Origin of the sequence: Methylomonas sp. 11b, from assembly GCF_000515215.1 — a bacterium.
In the GTDB taxonomy this organism is placed as follows: Bacteria; Pseudomonadota; Gammaproteobacteria; order Methylococcales; family Methylomonadaceae; genus Methylomonas.
Map to the genome: position 1 here is coordinate 1,372,837 of NZ_KI911557.1, position 24,747 is coordinate 1,397,583.

Annotated in this window: 24 protein-coding genes; all 24 read right to left on the reverse strand. The window is 52.1% G+C overall.

Annotated elements, in window-relative coordinates:
- Positions 1–104 precede the first annotated feature (104 nt).
- Entirely contained in the window at positions 105–1,013 is a 909-nt protein-coding gene (locus METH11B_RS29390) for a hypothetical protein (protein ID WP_020482452.1), read from the reverse strand.
- Positions 1,014–1,402: 389 nt separating this feature from the next.
- Positions 1,403–3,796 carry a phosphoenolpyruvate synthase gene (gene ppsA, locus METH11B_RS0106355; protein ID WP_026601308.1) on the reverse strand — a complete coding sequence of 798 codons (2,394 nt, stop codon included), beginning with the start codon at positions 3,794–3,796 and terminating at the stop codon, positions 1,403–1,405.
- A 208-nt stretch (positions 3,797–4,004) separates the two neighbouring features.
- The gene (locus METH11B_RS0106360; protein WP_020482454.1) at positions 4,005–4,247 is read right to left on the reverse strand and encodes a hypothetical protein; all 243 of its coding nucleotides are present in this window, start codon (positions 4,245–4,247) and stop codon (positions 4,005–4,007) included.
- The gene (locus tag METH11B_RS0106365; RefSeq protein WP_026601309.1) at positions 4,244–4,453 is read right to left on the reverse strand and encodes a CopG family transcriptional regulator; all 210 of its coding nucleotides are present in this window, start codon (positions 4,451–4,453) and stop codon (positions 4,244–4,246) included. Before METH11B_RS0106365 ends, METH11B_RS0106360 begins: the two co-directional genes overlap by 4 nt.
- A 476-nt stretch (positions 4,454–4,929) precedes the next feature.
- Positions 4,930–6,696, reverse strand: coding sequence for a TonB-dependent siderophore receptor (locus tag METH11B_RS26295; RefSeq protein ID WP_026601310.1), 1,767 nt, complete (start codon positions 6,694–6,696; stop codon positions 4,930–4,932).
- Positions 6,641–7,369: an STN domain-containing protein gene (locus METH11B_RS29715; RefSeq protein ID WP_026601311.1), complete on the reverse strand. Its 729-nt coding sequence runs from the start codon at positions 7,367–7,369 to the stop codon at positions 6,641–6,643. The genes METH11B_RS26295 and METH11B_RS29715 overlap by 56 nt, the downstream gene beginning before the upstream one ends.
- 95 nt (positions 7,370–7,464) lie before the next feature.
- Positions 7,465–8,430 (reverse strand): FecR family protein, encoded by a 966-nt coding sequence (locus METH11B_RS0106380; RefSeq protein WP_036276984.1) that lies wholly within the window; start codon positions 8,428–8,430, stop codon positions 7,465–7,467.
- 86 nt (positions 8,431–8,516) lie between these two features.
- Positions 8,517–9,071 (reverse strand): sigma-70 family RNA polymerase sigma factor, encoded by a 555-nt coding sequence (locus METH11B_RS0106385; protein ID WP_026601313.1) that lies wholly within the window; start codon positions 9,069–9,071, stop codon positions 8,517–8,519.
- Positions 9,072–9,380: 309 nt separating this feature from the next.
- Positions 9,381–10,517 (reverse strand): sensor domain-containing diguanylate cyclase, encoded by a 1,137-nt coding sequence (locus tag METH11B_RS27670; RefSeq protein WP_026601314.1) that lies wholly within the window; start codon positions 10,515–10,517, stop codon positions 9,381–9,383.
- Entirely contained in the window at positions 10,510–11,670 is a 1,161-nt protein-coding gene (gene nosP, locus METH11B_RS0106395) for a nitric oxide-sensing protein NosP (RefSeq protein ID WP_026601315.1), read from the reverse strand. The genes METH11B_RS27670 and nosP overlap by 8 nt, the downstream gene beginning before the upstream one ends.
- A 136-nt stretch (positions 11,671–11,806) precedes the next feature.
- A complete protein-coding gene (gene rfaD, locus METH11B_RS0106400) occupies positions 11,807–12,748 on the reverse strand; it encodes an ADP-glyceromanno-heptose 6-epimerase (protein WP_026601316.1) in 942 nt (313 codons plus the stop codon).
- 4 nt (positions 12,749–12,752) lie between these two features.
- Complete coding sequence (gene rplI, locus METH11B_RS0106405; protein ID WP_020482462.1) at positions 12,753–13,199, reverse strand: 50S ribosomal protein L9; 447 nt, start codon at positions 13,197–13,199, stop codon at positions 12,753–12,755.
- Between the two features lie 46 nt (positions 13,200–13,245).
- Positions 13,246–14,109, reverse strand: coding sequence for a hypothetical protein (locus METH11B_RS0106410; RefSeq protein WP_231499591.1), 864 nt, complete (start codon positions 14,107–14,109; stop codon positions 13,246–13,248).
- 65 nt (positions 14,110–14,174) lie between these two features.
- Positions 14,175–14,405, reverse strand: a complete 231-nt coding sequence (gene rpsR, locus METH11B_RS0106415; RefSeq protein WP_020482464.1) for a 30S ribosomal protein S18 — start codon at positions 14,403–14,405, stop codon at positions 14,175–14,177.
- A 25-nt stretch (positions 14,406–14,430) separates the two neighbouring features.
- Positions 14,431–14,856 (reverse strand): 30S ribosomal protein S6, encoded by a 426-nt coding sequence (gene rpsF / locus METH11B_RS0106420; protein ID WP_020482465.1) that lies wholly within the window; start codon positions 14,854–14,856, stop codon positions 14,431–14,433.
- Between the two features lie 141 nt (positions 14,857–14,997).
- Positions 14,998–16,362 carry a flagellar hook-length control protein FliK gene (locus METH11B_RS27675; RefSeq protein ID WP_026601318.1) on the reverse strand — a complete coding sequence of 455 codons (1,365 nt, stop codon included), beginning with the start codon at positions 16,360–16,362 and terminating at the stop codon, positions 14,998–15,000.
- A 27-nt stretch (positions 16,363–16,389) separates the two neighbouring features.
- The gene (gene fliJ / locus METH11B_RS0106430; protein WP_026601319.1) at positions 16,390–16,842 is read right to left on the reverse strand and encodes a flagellar export protein FliJ; all 453 of its coding nucleotides are present in this window, start codon (positions 16,840–16,842) and stop codon (positions 16,390–16,392) included.
- Entirely contained in the window at positions 16,842–18,191 is a 1,350-nt protein-coding gene (gene fliI / locus METH11B_RS0106435) for a flagellar protein export ATPase FliI (RefSeq protein ID WP_026601320.1), read from the reverse strand. The genes fliJ and fliI overlap by 1 nt, the downstream gene beginning before the upstream one ends.
- Positions 18,188–18,892, reverse strand: a complete 705-nt coding sequence (locus METH11B_RS0106440) for a flagellar assembly protein FliH (RefSeq protein WP_026601321.1) — start codon at positions 18,890–18,892, stop codon at positions 18,188–18,190. The genes fliI and METH11B_RS0106440 overlap by 4 nt, the downstream gene beginning before the upstream one ends.
- A complete protein-coding gene (fliG, locus tag METH11B_RS0106445) occupies positions 18,879–19,889 on the reverse strand; it encodes a flagellar motor switch protein FliG (RefSeq protein ID WP_026601322.1) in 1,011 nt (336 codons plus the stop codon). Before fliG ends, METH11B_RS0106440 begins: the two co-directional genes overlap by 14 nt.
- Positions 19,882–21,633, reverse strand: a complete 1,752-nt coding sequence (fliF, locus tag METH11B_RS0106450) for a flagellar basal-body MS-ring/collar protein FliF (RefSeq protein ID WP_081733763.1) — start codon at positions 21,631–21,633, stop codon at positions 19,882–19,884. The genes fliG and fliF overlap by 8 nt, the downstream gene beginning before the upstream one ends.
- An 18-nt stretch (positions 21,634–21,651) precedes the next feature.
- Positions 21,652–21,963 carry a flagellar hook-basal body complex protein FliE gene (gene fliE / locus METH11B_RS0106455; RefSeq protein WP_026146905.1) on the reverse strand — a complete coding sequence of 104 codons (312 nt, stop codon included), beginning with the start codon at positions 21,961–21,963 and terminating at the stop codon, positions 21,652–21,654.
- A 56-nt stretch (positions 21,964–22,019) separates the two neighbouring features.
- Positions 22,020–23,402 (reverse strand): sigma-54-dependent transcriptional regulator, encoded by a 1,383-nt coding sequence (locus METH11B_RS0106460; RefSeq protein WP_026601324.1) that lies wholly within the window; start codon positions 23,400–23,402, stop codon positions 22,020–22,022.
- Positions 23,389–24,594 (reverse strand): sensor histidine kinase, encoded by a 1,206-nt coding sequence (locus tag METH11B_RS0106465; protein ID WP_026601325.1) that lies wholly within the window; start codon positions 24,592–24,594, stop codon positions 23,389–23,391. Before METH11B_RS0106465 ends, METH11B_RS0106460 begins: the two co-directional genes overlap by 14 nt.
- Between the last annotated feature and the right edge of the window lie 153 nt (positions 24,595–24,747).

Sequence of the window (24,747 nt, forward strand, 5' to 3'; positions counted from 1 at the left end):
GTGACGTTAGAAAGCCACCGGGGTAGGTGCGCCATCCCTGGCGATCATCCCTAAAACAAATCCTAACGCTACAAGTTTTTAGACTTGCCGCGGCATTTCCGGCCTTAAGCTGCTACCGCCGCTTTACGACGACCGCCAAAACCGATCATACCTGCCATCGCACTGCCGAATAACCAAACAGCACCAGGGACAGGTACTGCGGCGATGGATAATTCATAGCCGGAGACATTGGCATTCCATCTCCCAACGCCATTACCACCCAGAGCAATGGTATAAACTTGGCCTGCCTCTGCGAAAAACTCAAGGTAGTTAACTGCGTCTACGCTAGCGTCATGAGTAAGGTACTCCATACCGGAACCAACCCCTGCGGCGTAGAATGGGTTGCTGGTAGTTTCCGGCTTGCCGGCGTTATTCCAGCTACCATGGTGGCTGTAGGATACTGAGTTGGTAGTATCCATACCTTTAAACACTGTAACCCCAAAATTACCGTTAATGGTACCCAGAGAGGTCAGGTTCAGCCTCAATAAAGTAGAGACGTCGGATTTAATCAAACCCATGTCAATTTGGTGTTTCCAACCGGTTGGACCTGTTGCGGTAGGCACGCCATTAGCATCGAGACCATTATCTTTCCAAGCACCGGCGCCAGTATCGATTTCCGCTGCCACGCCATAGTCAGCCAGTGCGTCGGCGGCCGACACTTCCAAGGTTCCTGGCCCGTGAATCGCAGCAGCCCAGTTCAAATGTGCGCGACCGGTATATCCAAACGGCAACGCACCATTTGCTGTGCCAAGCCAAGGGACTTGAGTACCTTGATAGCCACCGCTCTCAGGGCCGGTTGCAACTGTATCGGCATCGGGACCGTCGTAAGTGTAGTTCCAACCATCGGTTGCACTGGCCGCAGCTGTCGTGAAGGTGTTGTACATGACATGCGCCGAAGCGGTAGATGCTCCTGCTGAAAGCGCGACACCGGCAACCGCCATGGAAACAGCTTTAGCCAATTTTGTTTTGATCATACGTTTTTACCTTAAATCTTAAGTTAGGGGGAGAAAGCACCTTGAGCCCAGGACTTAACAATCTTGTAAGCCATAACTGACAGGCGCCTGCGTCCACAACGCAATCCTTATGCCACCTATAAAACGTATAAATTACAAACAATTAGAGTTTACTTATTCTCAGCGCTTAATCAAAATCCGTGATTTAGCTCACAAAAAACAGGTGAAATAACATAATTTAGATTTTTCACTTACTCGAACAACTTTTTCCGGCCTGTGTTCTTGAGCAAGACCGATTTAGGTGTAACGCTGCATTGCAAAAATCAGCGGCAATCCATCCGAGTATTTTTGTCTCGCCCTAACCCACACTGGTCGGCAATCAAGCGGTAAGCAACAAAAGCCCAAATTCGCTATCGTCTCAACCTAAGTTCCAAATCCAGCAGACGCTGGGTAGTCTGCAACACCGTATCTGGATTCAAACTCATCGAATCAATGCCGATTTCGACCAGATATTCGGCCATTTCCGGATAATCGGACGGCGCTTGACCGCACAAGCCGGAATGCCGGCCATTGCGGCGCGCGCCTTCCACGGCCCATTTGATCATGGTCTTCACGCCGGCATCCCGCTCGTCGAAATCGTTAGCGACGATTTCCGAATCCCGATCCACACCCAAAGTCAATTGCGTCAAATCGTTGGAGCCGATCGAAAAACCGTCGAACAACTTGGCGAATTCGTCGATCAGGATGACGTTATTCGGTATCTCGCACATCACATAAATTTCCAGGCCATCATCGCCACGCTTCAAACCCAGCTCCGCCATGTAAGCCAAAACCCTTTCGGCTTCATCAATTCGGCGACAAAACGGGATCATCAATACCACGTTCTTGAGGCCCATCTGCTCGCGGACCCGCTTCATCGCCGCGCATTCCAAGGCAAACCCCTCGGCATATGCAGGGTGTACATAGCGCGAGGCACCGCGAAAACCGATCATCGGGTTAGCCTCGTCGCGCTCGAACCAACGTCCACCCAACAAGGTCGCATATTCGTTGGTTTTAAAGTCCGACATCCGCACGACCACAGGCTTGGGATAAAACGCCGCCGCGATGGTGCCGACGCCTTCCGCCAGCCGCTGGATGAAAAACTCTTCCGGCTTGGCATAGCCCTCGGTCAATTGCTTAAGTTGCTCCAGCTCGCCGGCCTCTTCGACTTTTTCGGGGTGAATCAAAGCCATCGGGTGAGCCTTGATGTATTCGGTAATAATAAATTCCATCCGCGCCAAACCGACGCCATCATTGGGCAGAAAGCTGAGTTTAAACGCCAATTCAGGATTGCCCAGATTGAGCATGATCTTGGTTTTTGGCCGCTGGAGTTGCGACAAATCAGTATGCTTGACCTCGAAATCCAGCCGGCCAGCATAGACTTTGCCGACATCGCCTTCCGCACACGATACCGTGACCACGCTGCCACTGGTTATCGCTGCCGTCGCGTTCTCGCAGCCTATCACGGCCGGCACGCCCAATTCGCGGGCAATGATCGCCGCATGACAGGTTCTGCCACCGCGATTAGTAACAATAGCGGCGGCGGTTTTCATCACCGGCTCCCAATCCGGCGTGGTCATATCGGCCACCAACACTTCGCCCGGCTTGAAACTACCGAGTTTGGCCACGTTATCTATCACCCGCGCCTGACCCACCGCGATCTTGCTGCCCACGGCATGGCCTTTGACGATGGCTTCGCCAGATTGTTTGAGTTGATATTGCTCCAAGACATTGCCGACCTTTTGCGAAGCCACGGTTTCCGGGCGGGCTTGCACGATATACAGCTTACCGTCCAATCCATCCTTGGCCCATTCCATATCCATAGGCCGGCCATAATGCCGTTCGATTTTCAAGGCGTAATCGGCCAATTGCAGCACTTCCGCATCGTCGATACAAAATTGCCGGCGCTCGTGATTTGAGGTGGCGACATTGCGAATCGGTTCCCGGGTGCGGCCGTCGCTATAGATCATCTTGATTTTTTTAGCGCCCAGCGTGCGCCGCAATACCGCCCGATAGCCTCGGGCGAAAGTGGGCTTATGCACGTAAAATTCGTCGGGATCGACAGCGCCCTGCACCACGTTTTCACCCAGACCATAGGCACCGGTGATAAACACGGCATCATTGAAACCCGACTCTGTATCCAGCGAAAACATCACGCCGCTGGCCGCCAAATCGGAACGCACCATTTTCATCACGCCTATCGACAAACCGATTTTGAAATGGTCGAAGCCCTGATCGAGTCGGTAATGAATCGCCCGGTCGGTAAACAAACTGGCGAAACAGCGTTTACAAGCATCCAGCAAGGATTGGCCGCCGCGAATATTTAAATAGGTATCCTGTTGACCGGCAAAACTGGCAGTGGGTAGATCTTCGGCGGTCGCAGAACTACGCACCGCGACGGTTAAATCGTCTTGATATTGCTGTTGTAATTGCGCGAAAGCATCCAGAATTTGCTGTTGCAAATCGGCAGGCAACGGCGATGCGTAAACCAAATCACGGGCTTGTTGCGCGCGGCGCGCCAGCTCTGCGACGTCGTCGGCATCGACATCATCGAGTAAAGCGTGCAAATGCGGCCAAGCGTCGGCCTGATCCAGCATATAACGGTAAGCTTCGGCGGTAATCGCAAAACCATTGGGGACAATCACGCCCTCCGAAGCCAACTCGCGATACATCTCGCCGAGTGAGGCGTTTTTACCGCCGACCAGCGGAATATCGTGGATGGTGAGTTCTGCAAACCAGCGGATATATTGATTGTGCTTGGACATGTTGCGCTCCTTGGCTGTTGTTATGCTTGTCCTTATAAGCATACGCCGTTGGCGGTAATCGGCAAGGGTCTGGAGCTGTCGCCTAGGGCTGGTGTAATTCCGGTAAGCGAGGTTTTAGCGAAATTTTAAAGCGGGTGGATTGTGAAGGTCGGGGATAACTCCCCGCCCCGCCAAGAATCGGTGAATTATTTACGCAACAGATAACCGATTATCCCGCCTGCGCCGCGGACAAGATCGACATCGCCCACTTTTTCTCTTCCGCGCTGGTGGTAGTTGCCACCAAGGTGGCGTAGCACAACCAGACGATTAAAACCACAAAGCCGAGCGCAACAACGAATAGCGCTAAATCCTTGAATAAGCGGACATTCCGTTCGGCGTCGGTTTCCTGCCGCTCAACCGAAACGCTGAATGTATGATTGGGCGGTGGATTATTGAGATCGATATGGCTCATAAGCCGATAATTTCGGTTTCCAGCTTTTGGGTTTCGGGTTCGACCAAACCGATTTTTAGCCCGCGCCGACGTCCATCCTTAGCCGCCAGATACAGGGTGATCGCTTTGCGCAAAATTTCGCTTTTATTGGTTTCGCCTTCCTCCGCGGCCTTGTGCAGTTCGCGATTCAGGTCATCGGACAACACAACATTGAAACGTACAGACATAAACACCTCCTCTTGGTTAAATGATGTGTTTTTTATACGGATATTTACACATCAGGCAAGCAGAATGCATGGGCTCCGGACTGTCGAGTTTAATCAATTCAAAACCTGATCGGCTGTCGCACACTTAGCCAAGCCAAGCCGCTTCCGGACCGTATGAGCCAAGCGTCAAACTCACTGACCTAAGCCCCGCCCGTAAGGTTTCGGGCGGGGCTTGAAACGGGTTTTAAACCATCAGGCGGAAGCCGAACCATTGAGCTTAGGGACTAAAACCCAACCGTACTTGGTACGGTAATTTCGCGCCGCAGCGCAGCCGGGTTTTGAATTCCCACGCAGCGTGTGGGAATGAGAACAGTCCCCCTGGTTCCCAAGCTCCCGATTGGAAACCAATCACTTGGAAGCTCTTGCTTCCTGTAGAGTTAGAAAGCTGGAGCTTCCAAGGCCGAGGTTCCCAACCTAGAGGTTGGGAACCAGAAAGACTAATACTCCACTCTTACTGATCCCATAAATGTCCTCGGTGTGCCGACTTCGATAGCATTACGGCTGAAAGCCGCGCTGGGAAAATACTCTTTGTCGAGCAGGTTGTTGACATTCAACTGCGTAGTCAATTTGCTGCCGCCAACTTTCCAAGAATAACTGGTCAATAGATTTACCGTCGCATAGCCGGGCAGCACGACGTCAGTGTTACTTGTTTCGGTAGTTTGGGAGCCGCGAACCAGTACCCCACCACCGAACTTCAAGCCTCGCAATGTACCGGCTTGTAGCTCGTAAGTGGTAAACAAACTGCCGCCATGTTTGGGAACTCCTGGCAAGCGTTGACCATTTTCGCCCGGATAACCTTTAATAACTTTCGCATCGGGTGTATAAGCATAAGCACCGATTATGTTCCATCCGGGTAGGATTTCTCCTTTTACATCGAATTCCAGGCCAGCTGTTTTAGCCTCTCCTATCGCTCTTGCGTCGATAAAAGTCGGTGGCTGATAAATTGCCATATTTTGCTTGGTCAGATCGAACCAAGCCAACGTAGCCATCAATTTTTTGTCGAAGAGTTCTGTCTTGGCTCCAAACTCCCACTGCTGTGCAGTTTCAGGACTTAATAACGAACCGCCAATTGATCTACCAGATTGGACACCAACAAAGTTTTCAGTGTAACTGCCGTACACACTAAATTCAGGAATAGGTTGCCAGATCAAACCGCCGCGAGGTGTCAAGCTATCCTGCATGGGATTTTCAGTAACCGCCCCACTAACAAGATCGATATATTCATTTTCCGCACCGTCATAGCGAAAACCCGCCAGTATAGAAAAGTTAAATGGCAATTTGATTTGATCTTGCAGATAAAGGCCGAACCATTGCTCCAATGCTGAGCTATTAACAACGGGTGCATTAGCTATTTGATTTTGGATGGCATTAGCTCCAAGATAAGTAGGATTATAAATATCGACGGCATTGAAATAATATTGCTCAGTACCTTGCCTAAAGGTACGAAAATAGTCGCCCCCTAATAGTAACGTATGCTGTAATCCCCATGTATCGAAATGCCCCGTCAAATTGATCGCATTAAAATAGCTGGCATCATCTTCCGGCGGGCGATGTCCGACCACGCCAAATATATTTAACATTCTGTTGTCAGTATTTAACCCTGTCGGATTAGCTGCGTAAGTCTCTATACCATTGTAGACCGCGGTGAAACGATGGCTCAGCGTCCAATTGTCATTAAAGGCATGAGACCAATTCATGCCGACCAGAACCCTTTCGAACATACTTCGCGGGTCTGCTTCACCTAAAAATCGACTGCGTGGTACATCGGCTGGTCGATTGCCAATTGCAGGTATGCCTCGGTCAAATACCACATGACCGTAATCGTATTCCAATTCAAAATTCACCTGGGTTTTAGGGCTAATGTTCCAAGTAACCGTCGGTGCGATAAAAATACGGTCACTGCTTACCATGTCACGAAACGAGTTGGCATCCTTATAAGCCAGGTTAATACGGTACAGTAACGATTTGTCGTCGGTAATCGGCCCGGTGGCATCCACAGTGGTGCGATAGAAGTCGTAAGAACCGAATTGTTGTTGTAAGGAATAATACGGCGTTGCCAACGGTTGTTTGGTGACGTAATTAACCACACCGCCGGGCGCAGTCAGTCCATAGAGTAGAGAAGCTGGGCCTTTCAAAGCTTCTACACGTTCAACATTGGCCAAATCCCGGCCACCCCAACCCTCCCAACGGAAATGGCGCACCATTGCGATAATCGCCTGCGGGGTAATTATCAAAACCTCGTCGTCTTGACCAGTCCAGCCAATCACCCGAATTTGCAGTGCCTTGATAGATACCGCTGACATAATTCAGCGCGTCGCCCGGACGGACAGCTTGCGTGTCTTCCAAAACCTGTTTCGGCACGACCTGAATCGAATACGGCGTTTCCATGATCGGTGTATCGGTTTTGGTGGCAGTAGCCGCGTTAGGTAGGCTGTAATCCGGGTTGTAAGGATCGGTCGAATCATAAACCGCCTTCCCCATCACCGTCACCGCCGGCATCGTCGTAGCCGTGCGCGGCTCGGCGTTCGCTGCTGGTTCCAGCGTAAATGTATCGTCCGCCGTTTTCCGCACAGTCAAGCCCGAATTCTGCAACATCCGCTGCATGGCCTGCTCCGGGGTGTATTGGCCGGACACCGGGCTGGAGCGGAGTTTGCCGACGAGTTCCGCCGGATAGAGCAGGCGCAGGTTGGTCTGGTCGGCGAGTTCGGTCAGGGCGCTGTCCAGGGCTTGCGCCGGGATGTTGAAGGCTTGCGCAGCGTCGCCGGCCATCGCGGCCAGGCTGACCGTGCCGAGCAGTAATAATGCGACAATAGGCTTGGGTTTAAACATACGGGCCTGGCCGGGATGGACGCTGCCGGTATCGCGTGAGTTTTTCATCTGTAATCCTTAACGTGGCGGCGGCACCATTGCCGCGTACCGGTTAAGATGGACGGCCGGAAAAATCTTGTAATGGCGGCGGGATTTTTTTTGCGCTAGCCGTGCAACACGGTCAACCACGGCGTGATTTGACTGATTTTTACCGAAAGGATTTGTTGCAGCATCGCCAGTGTGGCGGCGCGGTCCGCCAGCGGGAAGACGCCACTGACCCTTAGCGCCGCCAGTTTGGCGTCGCTGATGACGATCTTTCCGGGGAAATAGCGGTCCAGTTCCGCAACCACATCGGCCAGGGCTTGATTTTTAAAGACCAGTTTACCGCGTTGCCAGGCGGCGTTTTGCTGCGGATCGGCCGCCACTGCGGCTTGCAAGCCGTCGGCGGCACTGTAAACCGCTTGTTGCCCTTCGTGAATGCGGGCGTCGGGCGGGTAATCCGGGGCGTGCAGACCTTTGACACACACCGCGTGTTCCTGCACCGTGATGCGGGCGGAGTGGTCTTGCTGCAGCACTTCAAAGACCGTCCCTAAGGCTTTGACCACTACAGTATCGGTGGCTACCTCAAACGGCCGTTTACGGTCGGCGGCGACCTTGAACAAGGCCTGACCGTGTTTCAATGTCAGTTTGCGGCCGGTATCCGAATAGGCAACCGTCAATGCGGTATCGGTATTCAACAGCACCTGGCTGCCGTCGGCCAAAGTCACGGTTTTTTGTTCGCCGACAGCGGTGTAATAGTCGCTGAACCAGCGGTCGCCAAGATCGGAAAACGGCAAAACCAGAGCCAAGGCAACAGCGGCCGCTGCCAAGCCGCGCCAGACGGGCCGGCTAAATCGGCGGCCCCTGGCTTGCGTCGGTATCGGCAGATCCGTTACCGACCAGACCTCGCCCATGTCCAGCCACAGTTGTTCGGCTTCGACAAAGGCGCGACGGTGTGAGGGGCTGCGATTTTGCCATTCGGCGGCCGCACGCCGCTCTTGCTCGCCTACGTTTCCGGCGCGCAGCCGTATCACCCAATCAATCGCCTGATCGGACAAAGTGGTGATTTCGGAAACGGGTGCGTTACTCATCGACATAAGGTTTGGACGGTTGAAACTATTATGACGGATGACGCAGCCGTTCTTGCTGATATTTTCCGGGCGGTCGGCAATTTGCCTCAATGTTGCTTGAGCCTGTCCCGACAATGCCGCATGGCCCGCGCCAGATGCTTGGCGACCATGCTTTCCGAGATGCGCAGGCGGGCCGCGACTTCGGTATGGCTGAGGCCTTCGACTCGGTTCCAGTAAAAAGCCAGACGGCAGTCTTCGGGTAATTCCGCCAAGGCCTGACGAATGGCTTGCAAGCGCTGGGTCTGCTGATAACGCTGCTCGGGGCCGGGCGACTGTTCGGGAACGGCGTTGTAGGTGTCGTCGTCGACATCCTGCTTGAGCCGATTGACGCTAAGCCGCTGGTAATCGATCACCAAATTACCGACAACCCGAAACACGAAAGCCCGCGGATTCTCGATAGTTTCCTGCGTTTGCTGGCGGCTCAGCCGTAAATAAGCATCTTGCAGTATGTCCGCGGACAGGTCTTCCGAACCCAGTTTACGCACGATAAAACGACTGAGCTCATCGCGATGTTTATCGATGAATGCCGCAATTTGCTCTGCGCTTGGTTCGGATTGTTCGCCGCTGTCGGAAGGTTTTGCGGAAAATACTTGGTCGGACATGAGTCATCGCTGCGTTATTGTCCAGATGTTACGAGCACGATACGCACCCAATCGCACAAGCAAATAGAAATCAGGCAATTAAGTTTTTTCGCCGGCGCATACCGGGAATGACAGGCGGAAAAAATAAGTGATATGCCGCAGCCGTTTGCGGCGAATCCCCTATTGGCTGCAAGGCGCGTAAACACGGCGACGCTGGGGCTTGATCTAATATAAGGCTGTCAACCTCAGCAGCGGCGAGCAACCGGCCAGCGCTTTACAGCGGAAACTAACCGAGTCAGGCTTTCCTTCCGGTAGTGAGCTAAAAAACGCCTACAGCGAGGGCTGGGCAGCTGCGACGACCTGATTGCGGCCGGCGTCCTTGGCTAGATAAAGCGCTTTATCCGCCGCCCCGATCAAGGCCACCGAAGATAGGCCGTTTGCGGGATATGTAGCTACACCAAATGATGCAGTAACACCGATACAGATGTCGGCAACGGCAATAGGCTGCGCAACCAGGGCCAAACGTATCAATTCGGCGCGTTCACTAGCCGTTTGTAGCGAGGTATCCGGCAACACCAGAAAGAACTCTTCGCCGCCATAGCGGCAATCCAAATCGCTGGCGCGGGCATGACGCCTCATGATGTCGGCAAAAGCTTTCAGAACTGCATCACCGGCCTGGTGTCCATAACAATCATTGATCATTTTAAAATGATCCAGATCGCTCATCACCACGCTCACTTCATAGCCTTGCCGCTCAGCCAAACGCAATTCACGTTCCAAGTTTTCGTTAAGGAACAGGCGGTTATACAGCCCGGTCAACGGATCATGAATCGCCTGGTATTGGAGTTGCTCGTGCAGAACTTTGACTTGCCGCTCGGAACGTAATCGCTCGCTAATATCCGCCAATACGGCTATCAATGCAGGTTTACCACCGATATCAATTGCCGGACTAGCGGATACCTCTACCGTGATCATTTGGCCATTCCTACGCACGGCGTTGGCTATAAAATTGATTTTCGCAATATCTTTGTTTAGCGCTTTTTGCATCGCTTCGCGCAAGGCAGGCTGATCGGTATCGCTGATGAGTTCCATCATGCCCATATTCAAGAGGTGATCGACCTCGTAATCGAAGATTTCGGCAAACTTAGGATTCACATAATGAAAGCGGTCTTCGATAATCATGGTTATGCCGACCAAGGATTGATCCAGAACCCGGTGAAACTTTTCCTCGGCCTCTTGCAGCGCTCGATTGATCTTCTCGTTCTCCCGCAACGCCGCTTCCAACTCCTTTGTCCGAGCCCGTACCAAATTCTCCAGCATAATCGTGGTTTGAAATTGATCAAAATCCGAATAGTGTTGAGTGGAACTATGCTCTACTCGATTCATCAAGGCTTCTACAACCTTATTCAGGCGAACGATTTCCGCCCTTAATTCGCTCTCTGTATCGAGTGTATCTGTGTCAATCATCCTCGCCGCACCTATCAACTGCACCGATAGCAACCGCGGCGAAGGTCTGATTGACGTGCACGCCGCGAAACTGCTCGCCATACGTATTGAAACCTATCACCTTGTTATCACTCAGTATTTGTTCCGCTTGCGCCGTTAACCCGCGCTGTACCAGCTCAAGCTTTCTAAGTATGCAATCGCAAGCTAGCGTGACCTGAGGTTGACCGATCTGTGCCCGAACTTCGGCAAACGCCTGCTGTAGACTTTCGATAGGATCCACCCCTCGCGCGACTCTCAACACCAAGCCTTCCTCGATAGCGCAGTAAAATGTCAGACTTTGATCTTCGTTGGCACTACGAATAGCCCGCACATAATAGTTACCATCGATAGCGACCACGACCGGCGCCGCGGCGAAGTGCTCAGGGCTCAATTCTTCGACCATAACCCCGATGAGTCTGGCGTATTCCGGGGCCGCCGGTAGCCCGTTAATTTCATGTACGATGCGCCGTCTGGCATCGGCGTGTGTGACCACCAATCTTTCCGCCGTCGGTACAAAATGTTGCGCTTTGAATATTTTGAACGGTAACGACGTATGCACCAGCAATAACAAGGCACTGTCCGCATGAAAGTCACCATCGCAATAAACGTATGTTTTATGGAACAGCAAGTCGTCGGCCGCCGAGCCGCCAATCATGGCGATATTGCCTAATGCGTCTTGTATCGCATGGGTAACCTGCTCTTCGCGCACCGATAAGCCGTCGATCAACAAAAAACCAAAACAATTTTCGGCGTTAAGATGCGTAACTCTATCTTGCAAGCCATACAATAGTTCGTTGGCAAGCGCATGCCCTTCGGCGATTTGAAACTGTTGCAAGTTAGGAATTAGCCCACTGGTCGCAATAAAATCCGGCGCGGAAAAGCCGACACCTACCAGACTTTGTTGACTCAGTCCTGCATCGCCTATTTCGCCGGCGGTCGTGCAGCCAACCACATGCATACCTTGAAATCGACGTCTTATTTCGGAAGCCAGCACAGTTCGGTCATAACTATTCGAACAAAAGAAAATGACCAAGGTGGTATCGGAGTGGAGCAAGCCTAAAGCAAGTTCCTCGACCGCCCGCTGAGGGTCAGATAAACAGGAATGGGCAATGCGAATTGCCGTGCGGCGACTCATCTGCTATCTCGGCAGTTGCAGTTGTGGATGAACAGATATTTTACAACCGGGCTAGCGACTGTGCTGTAGAAAAAATCGAAAACTATGCGGATATACTTACAACTCTCATCTTAAGTGATGACAGAAATTGACGTTACTAGCCGTTCAACCATTCCATATAGAGTTGCACGCCTTGCTCGACGGTTTTGAAGTCATGGCTGCAACCAACTGCGCGCAATTTGTCCAGATTGGCTTCGGTGAAGCTTTGGTAGCAGCCTTTCAGGTGCGCCGGGAAGGGAATATATTTGATATGGCCGCGCTGGTGGAATTTAATCACCGCATTTGCCACGTCATTAAAGGTTTGGCTACGCCCGGTACCGCAGTTATAGATGCCGGATGCTTTGGGGTTATCAAGAAACCAAAGGTTAATATCCACCACATCGCCGACATAAACAAAATCGCGGCGCTGTTCGCCGTTGCCATAACCGTCACAACCTTCGAATAAGCGTAATTCGTCGGAATCTTTTATCTGATTGTTCAAATGAAAGGCCACACTGGCCATGCTGCCTTTGTGGGCTTCGCGCGGACCGTAGACATTGAAATAGCGTAAACCAACCACTTGCGCGGTCAAATTTTGCTGTCTGCGCAAATATTGGTCGAACTGAAACTTGGAATAACCGTAGACATTCAGCGGACCTTCGTAAGCCAATTCTTCCTTGAAGGTTAAATCGGCACCGTAAGTAGCGGCGCTGGAGGCGTAAATGAACGGGATTTTGTGGCTTTGGCAATAATGAAACAGCGTTTTGCTGTATTCATAATTATTGTCCATCATATAACGGCCGTCCCACTCGGTCGTACTGGAACAGGCGCCCTGATGGAAGATGGCTTCTATCGTTTCTGCTTGGAAAGCACCTTGTTGCAGTCGTTCCAAAAAGGTGCTTCTGTCCAGATAATCCGCTATCTGACAGTCGACCAAGTTTCGGTACTTGATACCGTTGCTTAAATGGTCGACTACTAAAATATCATCATAACCGCGGGCATTCAGGCCCAATACCAGATTGCTGCCGATAAAACCGGCGCCACCGGTTACGATGATCACGGCTTTACTCGGCTACCACTTTTACCGGCAGCGTGATAACGACGTCGGTGTGCAGATTGATAGCAATGTCGTATTCGCCGATGTTACGGATGACGCCGTTAGGCATACGTATTTCGTGTTTCTCGACTTTAATGCCGGCAGCAGTGATGGCATCGGCAATGTTTTGCGTACCAACCGAACCGAACAAACGGCCTTCGTCGCCAGTTTTATGGGCAATGGACACGTTCAATTTGCTAAGCGCTTCGCCACGAGCGGTGGCAGCAGCCAATTTTTCAGCCGCTTGTTTTTCCAGCTCGGCGCGACGCTCTTCAAACTCTCTGATTTTCTTAGGCGTAGCAGGGACTGCCTTGCCTTGCGGAATCAGATAGTTTCTGCCGTAACCCGCTTTGATGGTTACTTTGTCGCCCAGGTTACCCAGGTTCGCCGTTTTTTCCAGAAGAATGACTTCCATCGTTTTCTACCTCTTAGATCGACTTGATTGTCGAAAAATCCGGAGCTTACGCCCCATTTGGTTTTAGTTTATTTCGTAAGTCCAGCCAGGTGTCGGTAAGCCCGCAAAGTACAATCACCACCATGACATGCGGGATCAACATCAAGGTCACGTATAAAAACGGCACCATGAAACGACTACCCTTCATGACAGAGAACGCCGCATGCAAGACTGCGGTGCCTATCATCGTGTAGGTCACCAACAGCACCAACAATACATTCCAGCACAACTCCGCAGTCTTGCCGGAAGTGATCATCGCTACGCCAGCCACCAGCAAGGTGATTAATGTCAGATGCACATGCCCTTTCAACGCCAAAAACTCGGCTCTGAAACCGCCCGGGTTGTATAGCGCCGCTTGCCACCATCTGGCCAAAAACAAACCGAACAGCAAGCCGTAAACGCTGCCGGCCGCGGCAACCCCGGTCATGAAATGCGCCAACAGTTCCGCAGATTGTTTAATTTGCTCCATTGGCACATCCGTTTTACCTTCAAGCATGGGCTGTAGCATGAAGCTCAACACTTCGCGCCAAAGCTGTACCGGCTGTTCCTGAATCGTATATATACCCAGCACCACCGCGACACCCAACAATACGGCAATTTCAATTGCCAGAGTCAGATAACGGCCCTCGCGCAGTACTATCGAAATCAGCCAAACCGGCAGCCAAAAGGCCAGACCGTAAAGCAATGCGTACTGGTAATTACCGATCAATAAGGTGCTTAATACGGCGGCAGCCAGACATGAGCAAATCAGCACATACAAGCCTTCACTAGCCCCACGCCTCAATGTTACCAATGAGACAGCGGCTGAACTTACGATACTGACAGGAGGAAACAGCAGCGATAGCAAGGCTAGGCTGGATGCGACCGTCATGGCCTGCATCCGTCCTTTCATAATGAAAGTCGCCAGAAATTGCACGCGCTACCCCTCCCGCTAAATCACTTGTGTGCGTCGCAGAACGGCAACAATGCCAGGAACCGCGCTTGTTTAATCGCAGAAGTCAACTGTCTTTGATATTTAGCACTGGTACCGGTAATACGGCTAGGAATGATTTTGCCGGTTTCGGTAACGTACTCGCTCAATAAGTCCAAATCTTTATAATCGATTTTGATCGCGTCTTCGCCGCTAAAACGGCAACCTTTTTTGCGTCTAATGTTATTACGTGCCATCACAATTCTCTTGGTTCAATGTTGATTATTCGGAATCCGCTACGACTTCAGTCTCGACGACTTCTACTTCAGCTTCTTCGGTTTCTTCTTCGACTTCTTCCTTAACCCGGCTACCGGCTTTTTGACCGTCGTTGCCGCTGACGGCAATCGCGGAAGGCTCGGTTACGGCCGCTTTTTGCGCCAGGGTTTGGCTGCGCAAGATGGCGTCGTTGAAACGAAAACCGCTTTCCAGTTCTTCAAGAGTGGCTTGATCGCATTCGATATTCATCAACACGTAATGTGCTTTATGAATTTTTTTGATAGGGTAGGCCAAATGTCTACGGCCCCAATCTTCCAAACGGTGAATTTTGCCTGCGGCTTCTTCAACAGTGGATTTATAACGTTCTATCATAGCCGGCACCTGAGCACTTTGGTCAGGGTGGACTAAGAAGACAATTTCATAATGTCGCATGATTTCTCCTTACGGGTTTAAAAGCCTCCCATCCGTCAGGACAGTGAAGCAAGGGACGGGGATAAATTCCCCAAAAAGCTGGGCATTATAGAAATAGGCGCTGTTTTTGCAAAGCAATTTTTCAACAACGCCTAAAGTTGACTAGGCAAATAGGCTCAATAAACCGTTACTGGCAATGGCTCGGCCTGCTTCAATTTCTTCGAGAATAGCGTTGGAAGTATCGGTTGCTGCACTGTCGGTGTGGCCTTGGCCTTGACTATTGCCGCCGCGATTTTGCTCGCCGGCCGTTTGAAAGGACTCGCGTCCCGGTCTTTGTTCGGATTGTTGCTGGGAAACGTTAACATCCGCCAAATTCAAGTTTTGCCCGCCCAACATTTCCCGCAACTTGGGGATAGCCGCCTCTATGGCGTCCCTGACCGCCGCATGCTGGGCGGTGAAGACCACACTGGCTTGATCCTGATTCACATCAATCTTGATGGAAATGGGACCTAAATGCTCGGGATTCAAGCGAATTTCGGCGGAAGGCACCGCTTGTTTATGCATCCACAGCAACTTTTCGCCCAAGTCGGTGTTCCATTCCGGATGAGTTAAATGTTTTTCTATCGCCGGCGCCGGCGTTTGCCCGGCATTATTTACCGATTTATTCATTTGAGCGATGTCGGCCGTCATTCTGGACAAGCCCACGTCAGCCTCGCTACCGCCCATTTGATGCTTCGGCACGTCGCCCTGCTCAGTTTGAAAAGCATTGGCCGCGTTGTCTTGCGCAAATTGCTGGGACGCGCCCTCTTCGGCGGCAAGGGTTTTGGCAAAACCGCTCTCCGCTGCCATGGCCTTCCGCCCTTCATCCGTGCCGTTCAATGCCGTCAACGCTTCTTTTTTAGCATCCATACCCAACAGTTCCGGACTGTTTTTGACGGCAGACATCGCCTCACTGGTTGCTACTGCGGATTTTAATACCTCATTAACGCCACTCACGCTATCCGCAACCGGCAAGGGCTGAGCCTGCATCCCCGCCAACATCGCTGCATTCTCTGCCTGCTCATTTGCGGTCTCCGTATTTTCCGCAGCTATCTCGGCAAAGTTATCTTGATTTGCCGAGGTAACCGGTAAAACCGGGGCTTGTTGTTCGGTAACCGTAGCAGCCTCCAAGCCTTGCAGATATTGCAACACATCCGCCAAGGCTTGCATGGTATCGTCCAGATTAATATCCTGACCGAGCTTGGTTGCCGTCGGCAAACTCTTGCCGAACAGAGCGGTAAAATCCTGCATGCTTTGACTATTCAAGGTGTCCGCGCCCAAACCACCCAGCTGCTGTAAATTCGCCAAACCGGCGTCACCGGCCGCCCCCTTGCTCAATAAACTATTCTGCAATTGTGCCAGTTGCTCAAGCAGCGTCGCCGAAAACACGCCGGCACCGCCACCTTCGCCCAATAGACCTGTAGTCGCAACACTGGCGCTATCGGCAGAGGCTAATAGAGACAGCGGATTTAAACCTTGGATATTCATGGCATTTCTCCTGACATTTTTATTTAATCAAGCACTTCCCGTGCCATCCTTACGTCCTGATCGCGCAGCCCGGTCGTCTTGCTCGGCCTGTTCACGTTTTTGTTCGACTTTCATTTCTTCGACCAACGCCAAATCACTGACTTTTTGCAGACTTTTGGTACGCTGATGCGCATCTTCCCAGCGCTTGCGGGCCCGCTGCACCTCGCGCTCATGGTTGCTAACCGTCTGCTGCTGGCTTTCGATGGCCTGGTCGAGCTTGTCGGCAAAGGCCCTGAACTCCATCAACTGACTAATATTGATACCGGTCTGTTGTCTAAGGGCGAATTTACCTAAATAATCCAGACGGTAACTTTCTAGACTTTCGAGCTGGGCTTGCTGCTCTTGCAGCTTTTGCTGACTGATACCCAAGGCCTCCAAAGCGTCACGTTCCTGACGCGCATGCAGGTCGATGATGACTTTCAGGCGCTGGGACTTTTTCATCAGCTAGCCAACAATTCCGCTAACTCGCTCAGACTCCGGCTCAAGTCCACCGATTCATCCATGCTTTGTTGCAGAAAATCCATGATCGCCGGATTTTTTTCTATCGCTTTATCAATGCGCGGATCAGCTCCCGGCCGATAGGCGCCTACACTGATCAAATCCTTGTTCTGTTGGTAGGTGGAATACAAACGCCGCAAATCCCGCGCCATTTGCAGATGTTCCGGCTCTATGATGTCCGGCATCACCCGACTGATCGACGCTTCAATGTCGATTGCCGGATAATGACCGGATTCGGCCAGGGAACGCGACAGCACCACATGGCCGTCCAGTACACCTCGCGCCGCATCGGCAATCGGATCGTTGGTATCGTCGCCTTCCGCCAATACCGTATAAAACGCGGTAATCGAACCGCCGCCTTCGTCGCCATTGCCGGCGCGCTCCACCAATTGCGGCAATTTCGCAAACACCGAGGGCGGATAGCCCTTGGTAGCCGGCGGCTCGTCTATCGCCAAAGCAATTTCCCGGTACGCCTGGGCGTAACGAGTCAAAGAGTCCATCAGCAACAACACGTCCAGACCCTGGTCACGAAAATACTCGGCAATACTGGTCGCCAGCAAGGCGCCGTGCACCCGCATCAACGGCGAGTCGTCAGCGGGAGACGCCACCACCACGGCTCGGCGCAAGCCTTCTTCACCGAGGATCTTCAGCACAAATTCGTTAACCTCCCTGCCCCGCTCGCCGACCAGGCCAACCACCACTACATCGGCGTTGGTAAACTTGGTCATCATCCCCAGTAATACGCTTTTGCCGACGCCGGTACCGGCGAACAAACCCATACGCTGCCCGCGGCCGACGCTGAGAATGGCGTTGATCGCCCGCACCCCAACATCCAGAGCCTCACGAATTGGTTTGCGGCTGAGCGGATTGATGGTGGTGCCGGATAAGGAAACTTTGGCATCGGTATCCAGCGGACCCTTACTATCGAGGGGTTTGCCCGCGCCGTCGAGCACCCTACCCAACAGACCAAAACCGACGTTGGCCAAACTGTTCTTACCCATCGGAATCACCCGGCAACCGGGTTCCAGACCATGCGTATCGCCGGTCGGCATCAAAAACAAGCGGGATCCGCCAAAACCGACGACCTCAGCCGTAATGATCTTGCCGGATTTGGTAATCACCTGACACAACGAACCAATGGCCGCCCGGCAGCCTTCCGCCTCCAGGGTCAAACCCACCATGCGTGATAATTTCCCTTCAACGACCAACTCCAAAGGATCAGCTGCCAGTCTTTCCCTGTATGGCTGCAAGCGCGCCAACCACAAATCGGAACGGTCGGCACTGGGGATCATCGGCCAAAATCCTCGCGGCGCTCGCCGCCTAATACCGTGGCAATCACGGCGGCCACACGGCTTTCGACGCTGGCATCGATTCTGGACACTTCGGTTTCGACGGTGCAACCGCCACGACTCAACAAAGGATTTTCCTGTAAACGCCAGGGTGGCATGTTTTCATCGAGTTTTAACGCGGTGCGAACCAAGGCCGCATCTTCGGGATGTAAGTTCACGGTGACTTTCTGCGACGCCAGCGGCAAGGCATTGATCGCCTCTCTGACCACACCGACGATCTCGCCGGGTTCCAACTTCAATTCCCGGCGAATCAATTGACTGGCGATGGCGATGGTTAATTTAACCAACTCCTGCTCGACCGATTCGTCGAGTTGCTTGAAGGGCTCGCTGAGCGCTTCCAGCAAAGTTGTGAGTTCGGCAGCCTGCTTTTGCAGCAAATGCAAGCTTTCTTCATAGCCTTGTTTGCGCCCGGCCTCAAACCCTTCCTTTTGTCCGTCCGCATAACCTTGTTGCTTACCTTGTTCGAAGGCTTCTGCGTAGGCCTGTTTCTGAATTTCTTCAATCTGCTCGGCGGTCAGAACCTCTGTGACTTCTTCCAATTCAACCGCTTCGGAACGCGGGTTACTGAAATCCTGCAAATTAGTCCAGCGATCCAGAGCTTGCAGCTCGGACTCGGAAAATTTATTGCTCTTAGACGAACTCATCGCCACCGCCACCGCCGCCCAAGGCTATTTCACCGGCATCGGACAAACGTTTAGCAATTGCCAAAATGTCTTTTTGCGCGGCTTCCACTTCGCTCAAACGTGCAGGCGGCGCGGCTTCCAAATCGTCGCGCAGCATTTCCGCAGCGCGTCTGGACATATTGGCAAACACTTTGTCACGTAAACCGGTTTCCACGCCACGCAGGGCCAGCAACAACTGATCGGTGGACACTTCGCGCAACAGCGTTTGAATACCGCGATCATCGACATTAATCAAATCGCCGAATACGAACATTTTATCCTGGATACGTTGGCCCAAATCGGCATTGGCTTCGTTGATGTCTTGCATCATCGGATCGCTGACACCGCTTTCGATAAAGTTGAGGATGTTGGCCGCCGCGTCGATACCGCCGATTTGCGAGGATTTGACACCATCGCTGCCGGTTAGTTGTTTCTCCATGATGTCGTCCAGTTCGCGCAATGCTGCGGGCTGCACCCCTTCCAGAGTGGCGATCCGCATCAAAATATCCGAGCGCATGTTTTGCGGCAACAAAGTCAGTACATCAGCGGCCTGATCCGCGTCCAACAAGGATAAAATAATGGAGATGATTTGCGGATGTTCCAGGCGAATCAAATCAGCGATGGAACGGGTATCCATCCACTTCAATTGTTCGATACCCTTGCTGTTCGCACCCAGTAAAATTCGATCAATGATGCTGCCGGCTTTATCCGCGCCCAGGGCATTGGTCAGCATATTACGAATGTATTCGTCGGAATCCAGACCCAGGCCGGTTTCGTTTTTGATTTCGATGATGAATTCTTCCAGCACCTCATCAACCATGCCTGAGCTAATCGGCCCGAGCTGAGCCATGTTCGAACCGATCAATTGCACTTCTTTCGGTCCCATGTGCTTCAACACCGAGGCGGCTCTATCCTGTCCCACCGCCAATAGCAGCAGCGAAGCCCGTTGTGCATGCGTTAATTTCTCTTGCTCAGCCATCGTCTTTTAACCAGGTTTTGATCACTTGCGCGACCAATTTAGGATCTTCGTCGATCAGTTTTTGGACATATTCCAAACGTTTTTCGTAGCTTTGTGGGGCTTCGAGTAACAATAAATCTTCCACACCAGTGGTGATGGTGCGCACTTCGCCGGTTTCCTCATCGACCGAGACCGCGACAGCCACCGGCTTGCCGGTCTCATCGAAACGCACCACACCACCGGTTGCTTCCGCGATTGCCTTGGCTTGTTCAAGCGCTTCTAACTGTTCTTCCTTGGCAATCAGGGTGCGCAGACCTGGCCGCAATACCCCCATGATCAGCAGCAAGACGACAGCAACCGCGGCCAACTGTTTCAGCGCACTGGCAAACCAGGGTTGTTCCCAGATAGGTTCGGAAGGTACTTCTTCCATTGCATCGGGCAATCTGAACGCGACATTGGTTACCGTCACCTGATCGCCGCGGCTATTATCATAACCGACGGCCTGTTTGACCAAGTCGCGAAGTTGATTCAGATCTTCTTGCGAGTATGCAACTAGCGTAGCTTTACCGTCGGCTTGCACCACTTTTTTATCGTCAACCACGACCGCCACCGACAAGCGGCGTAAGGCACCGGTGGCGAGTCTAGTATGGGTAATGGTTTTATCCAATTCGTAATTACGGGTGGCGGTTTTGTTGGACGAGCCGGAACCGGATTCCGCGGCAGCTTGTTTTTCCTGGCCGCTGGCGACTTCCGGAGCGGTACCCGTTGGTGGAGGTTGATTTGATAAGGCTCCGGGCACACCTTGCACTTTGGATAAGGAGTTATTTTCTTCCTGAGTTTGCTCGCTACGTAGGGCCGGCAAATCCGGGTTAAACATTTCCTGGGTTTTTTCGGTGACGGTAAAGTCGACGTCGGCGGAAATTTGCGCCCGCATGCCGTCACCGCCTACCAGTGGCGTCAGGATGTTTTCGATCCGTCCACGCAGGTGTTCTTCTATATTTTTCTTATATTCGAATTGCTTGCTGGACAAGGACATATCTTCGCCGCCTTCCTTGCTGTTCAACAAACGACCTTTTTGATCCACGACCGTCACTTGACTGGCTTCCATTAACGGTACGCTGGAGGCAACCAAATGGATGATGGATTCGATTTGCTCTTTTTCGAGGGTGCGGCCTTGATACAGCTCCACCACCACCGAGGCACTTGGTTTTTTTCGTTCGCGGACAAATACCGATTGGACCGGAATAGCCAGCAACACTTTCGCGGATTTGACGTTTTGGATGGTTTGAATAGTCAGCGCAATTTCGCCTTCCAACGCTCTTTGAAAACGCATTTGCTCGACATTCTTGCTGGCGCCGAAGCCATTGTCTTTGTCCAACAACTCGTAGCCCAAGCTGGCGCTACGCGGCAGCCCTTGCGCCGCCAATTGCAGTTTCAATTCCCGGACACTATCCGCCGGCACCATGATTGCGCCGGAGCCGGTTTCAACTTTGTAATCCACATTCAATTTAGTCAACGCGTCGAGAATTTCAGCAGAATCTTTTTCGGCGACGCCGGAAAACAGTAAATCGTAAGACGGGGCCTGCGACCACAACACCACGGCCACGCCCATCGCAACGCTGAATGCCAAGCCCAACATTAGAACAAGCTGACGAAGCATCGGCATTTTGCTCAGGCTTTTCAAAGCAGGGTGCATTTTGTCGGCGTTTGCCATACTTGATTGGCTATGGGCCTCCATCGGTAGATTTCTGTCTAGTTCGCTCATGGCTTATATTCCGCTAGCCTACATTGACATGCCCATCACGTCCTTATAAGCATCCACCAGTTTGTTACGCACCTGGAGCATGGCCTGAAAAGAAACGCTGGCTTTTTGCGAGGCAATCATCACTTCCGCCAAACTGACGTCGCTCTGACCCATCTCAAAAGATTTAGCCATACCGCTGGCGGTTTGCTGGGTATTGTTCACGGCGTCGATGGATTGTTTCAACATGGCGGCAAAATCGCCGGACGTGTCGCTAGGCTGTGGCTTGGCGCCGGCCTCTATGGACATGGCCCGCATTTGTGCGAGCACTTGGTTAACATTCATATCTGACATGATAATGACTCTTTTAGGTTGCCTTGCTTAGAATAAGCATTTTTTAAGCCAAGATATTAACCTGGTACCATCACTCCTGCTTCCTTCATCCGCGCAATTTTGTAGCGCAGGGTACGCGGACTGATACCCAGCTTGGCGGCTGTGGTTTTCCGGCTGCCGCTGACATCGCGTAGCATTTGCAAAATAATTTTTTCCTCGGCCGAACGCACGCCGTCGCCCAAACTGCCGAGCTCGAATTGGCTATTGTCGCTATCGGTTTGCCGCGATTCTACGGCAAGACTTTGCACAGCAGCGGGCAAACTCGGCAAAACCAACATATCTTCCTCAAAAATCAGGTCGTCGACGCCGATTTGACTCCGGCTTTGCAGGATCAACGCCCGCTGCACCACGTTTTCCAACTCTCTGACATTACCTGGCCAGTTGTATGCAGATAACTTAGTCATTGCCGCATCATCAAAGCTGCAAGCAGCTTTCCCTGCCGGACTATGCTTGCTCAACAACTCCAGCGCCAGCGGCAAAATATCGCCAGGCCGCTCCCGCAGCGGCGGAATTCTGAGCGGGAATACGCTCAAGCGAAAATACAGATCTTCGCGAAACCGGCCATCCTGCACATAGTCTTTTAATTTGCGATTGGTAGTCGCCAAAATTCTGACGTTCAAGGCTATCTTGCGATGACTACCCAAACGTTCGACTTCCTTTTCCTGCAACACCCTTAGCAATTTTGCTTGCAGCGAAATATCCATCTCGGAAATCTCGTCCAGCAATAAGGTGCCACCCTGTGCCAACTCGAATTTACCCGGCGCCGATTGAATGGCACCCGTAAACGCGCCCTTTTCGTAGCCGAACAGCATCGCTTCCAGCATGTTTTCCGGAATCGCCGCGCAATTGATGGCCTCGAACGGGCCGGCATGGTAAAGCGAGTTGCGATGAACATAACGGGCCAGCACTTCCTTACCGGTACCGCTCTCGCCTTCCAGCAGCATGGTCACATCGGTTTTGGCTACTTTGCTGGCCAATGCATAAAGCTTTTTCATACTCTCGTCAGCCACTACGCGCTCGTTAATTACTGGGGCTTGCAGCGTAATCAATGATGCTACCTTATCGACCAACATGCCCGCTTCGAACGGTTTGATCAGATAGTCGGCCGCACCGGACTGCATGGCTTCCACCGCTTTGGGGATGGTGCCGTAAGCCGTCATCAGCAACACCGGCAACTGCTCGAATTTTTGCTGAATATTCTGCAACAGCTGAAAACCGTCCATCACCGGCATTTGCACATCGCTGACCACCAGCCTGACCTGATACTTGGCTAACTGGCTCAGTGCCTCGATACCGTTTTTTGCGGAGATTACCCGATATCCTTCAATTTCCAGGGTATCGCATAGCGCCTCGCACAAAGCCATGTCGTCTTCGACGATAAGCACATCATACTGTTTCATAATTTTGCTCCATTGTGGCAATACCGGCGGACAAGCCGAGGGTGTATTGGCTGGTACAGGGCAAATTCAAGGTAAAACTTGTACCTTGCCCCGGCGTCGAACGACATTTGACGCTACCGCCGTGCGCGCGCGCCACGCTATCGACCACCGCCAAACCCAAGCCGGTGCCATTGGACTTGGTGGTGTAGAACGGTTCGAATAATTTAGTTTGCTGTGCTTCGGCAATACCGGGACCGTCATCCGTCACCGTGATGTCGATACTGCCTAAATCGCTCCGCCGGACCGTTAAAGCAATTTTGTGCGCACCAGCCTCGGCCGCATTATTGATTAAGTTTAATAATGCCCCGCGCAGCGCATCTTCATTTCCAAGAAACTGATCGGTGCTGATGCGGTTTTCGATGCTACATTCGCCCGCAAAACTATCGGCCGCTTCGGCGAGATGCGCCAGCAGCCGCTGCAATGAAAAACTTTGCATCGCCATCCGACCCTGTTTGGCAAAGATCAGCATGTCGTTAACTTGGCGCTCCAGGTAATGCAGACGTTCTAAAATTTTCTCGGAGAACTGTTGGCGCTTTTCGTCGGGAATCGAGGGTTTGCTCATTTGTGATGCATACAAAATCGCGGTCGCCAGCGGTGTACGGACCTGATGCGCGAGACTGGCCACCATTTCCCCCATCGCGCTTAGTTGTTTTTGCTGCGCCAGCGTATCTTGTAAGGAACGCAGTTCGCTGACATCCGACAACAGAATGATTTGCTCCGCGTCGTTACCCAACGAGCTGTGGGTAATATTCACTTTACGGCCGTCTCTGAGTTGGCGTTCATGCGGCGATTCGAACACCGGTTGCAGACTGCGCGCCGCCACACTCGACCATAACTGGCCCAGCAAGGGTTCGCCCAAAAAGTCCACGGAATGGACATTGCAGTCGATGATCAAACCGTGCGCATTCAGCACAACCACCGCCGCCGGCAAGGCCGCCAGAATCTGTTGCAAGCGGCTGGCGAGCTTTTCCTTCTCGATCAACGTGTTCAGACGCTCGCTACGCGCGGCCAGCAACTCGCGATTCAGCTTGGCTACTTGCTCTTCCAACCCCTGATAGGAATGCGCCAGATTCTCCGAAAGTTCGTTAAATATCCGAAAGGCATCGGTCAAGCGCTCGGTTTTTTGTTGTTGATGCAGCTCTAAAGTACCCATATTTAGTCGCCTAATTGATTGTCTAGACGCTAAAAGCAAAATTTAGACCATTTAAATTTTTATTTAAAAACATATGCTTAAATAAGAGTTGTCAAGTTTTTGACGAAAAGAGACAGGCTGTTAGCTTCGGACTGGTGACGAATTGGCTTTGCG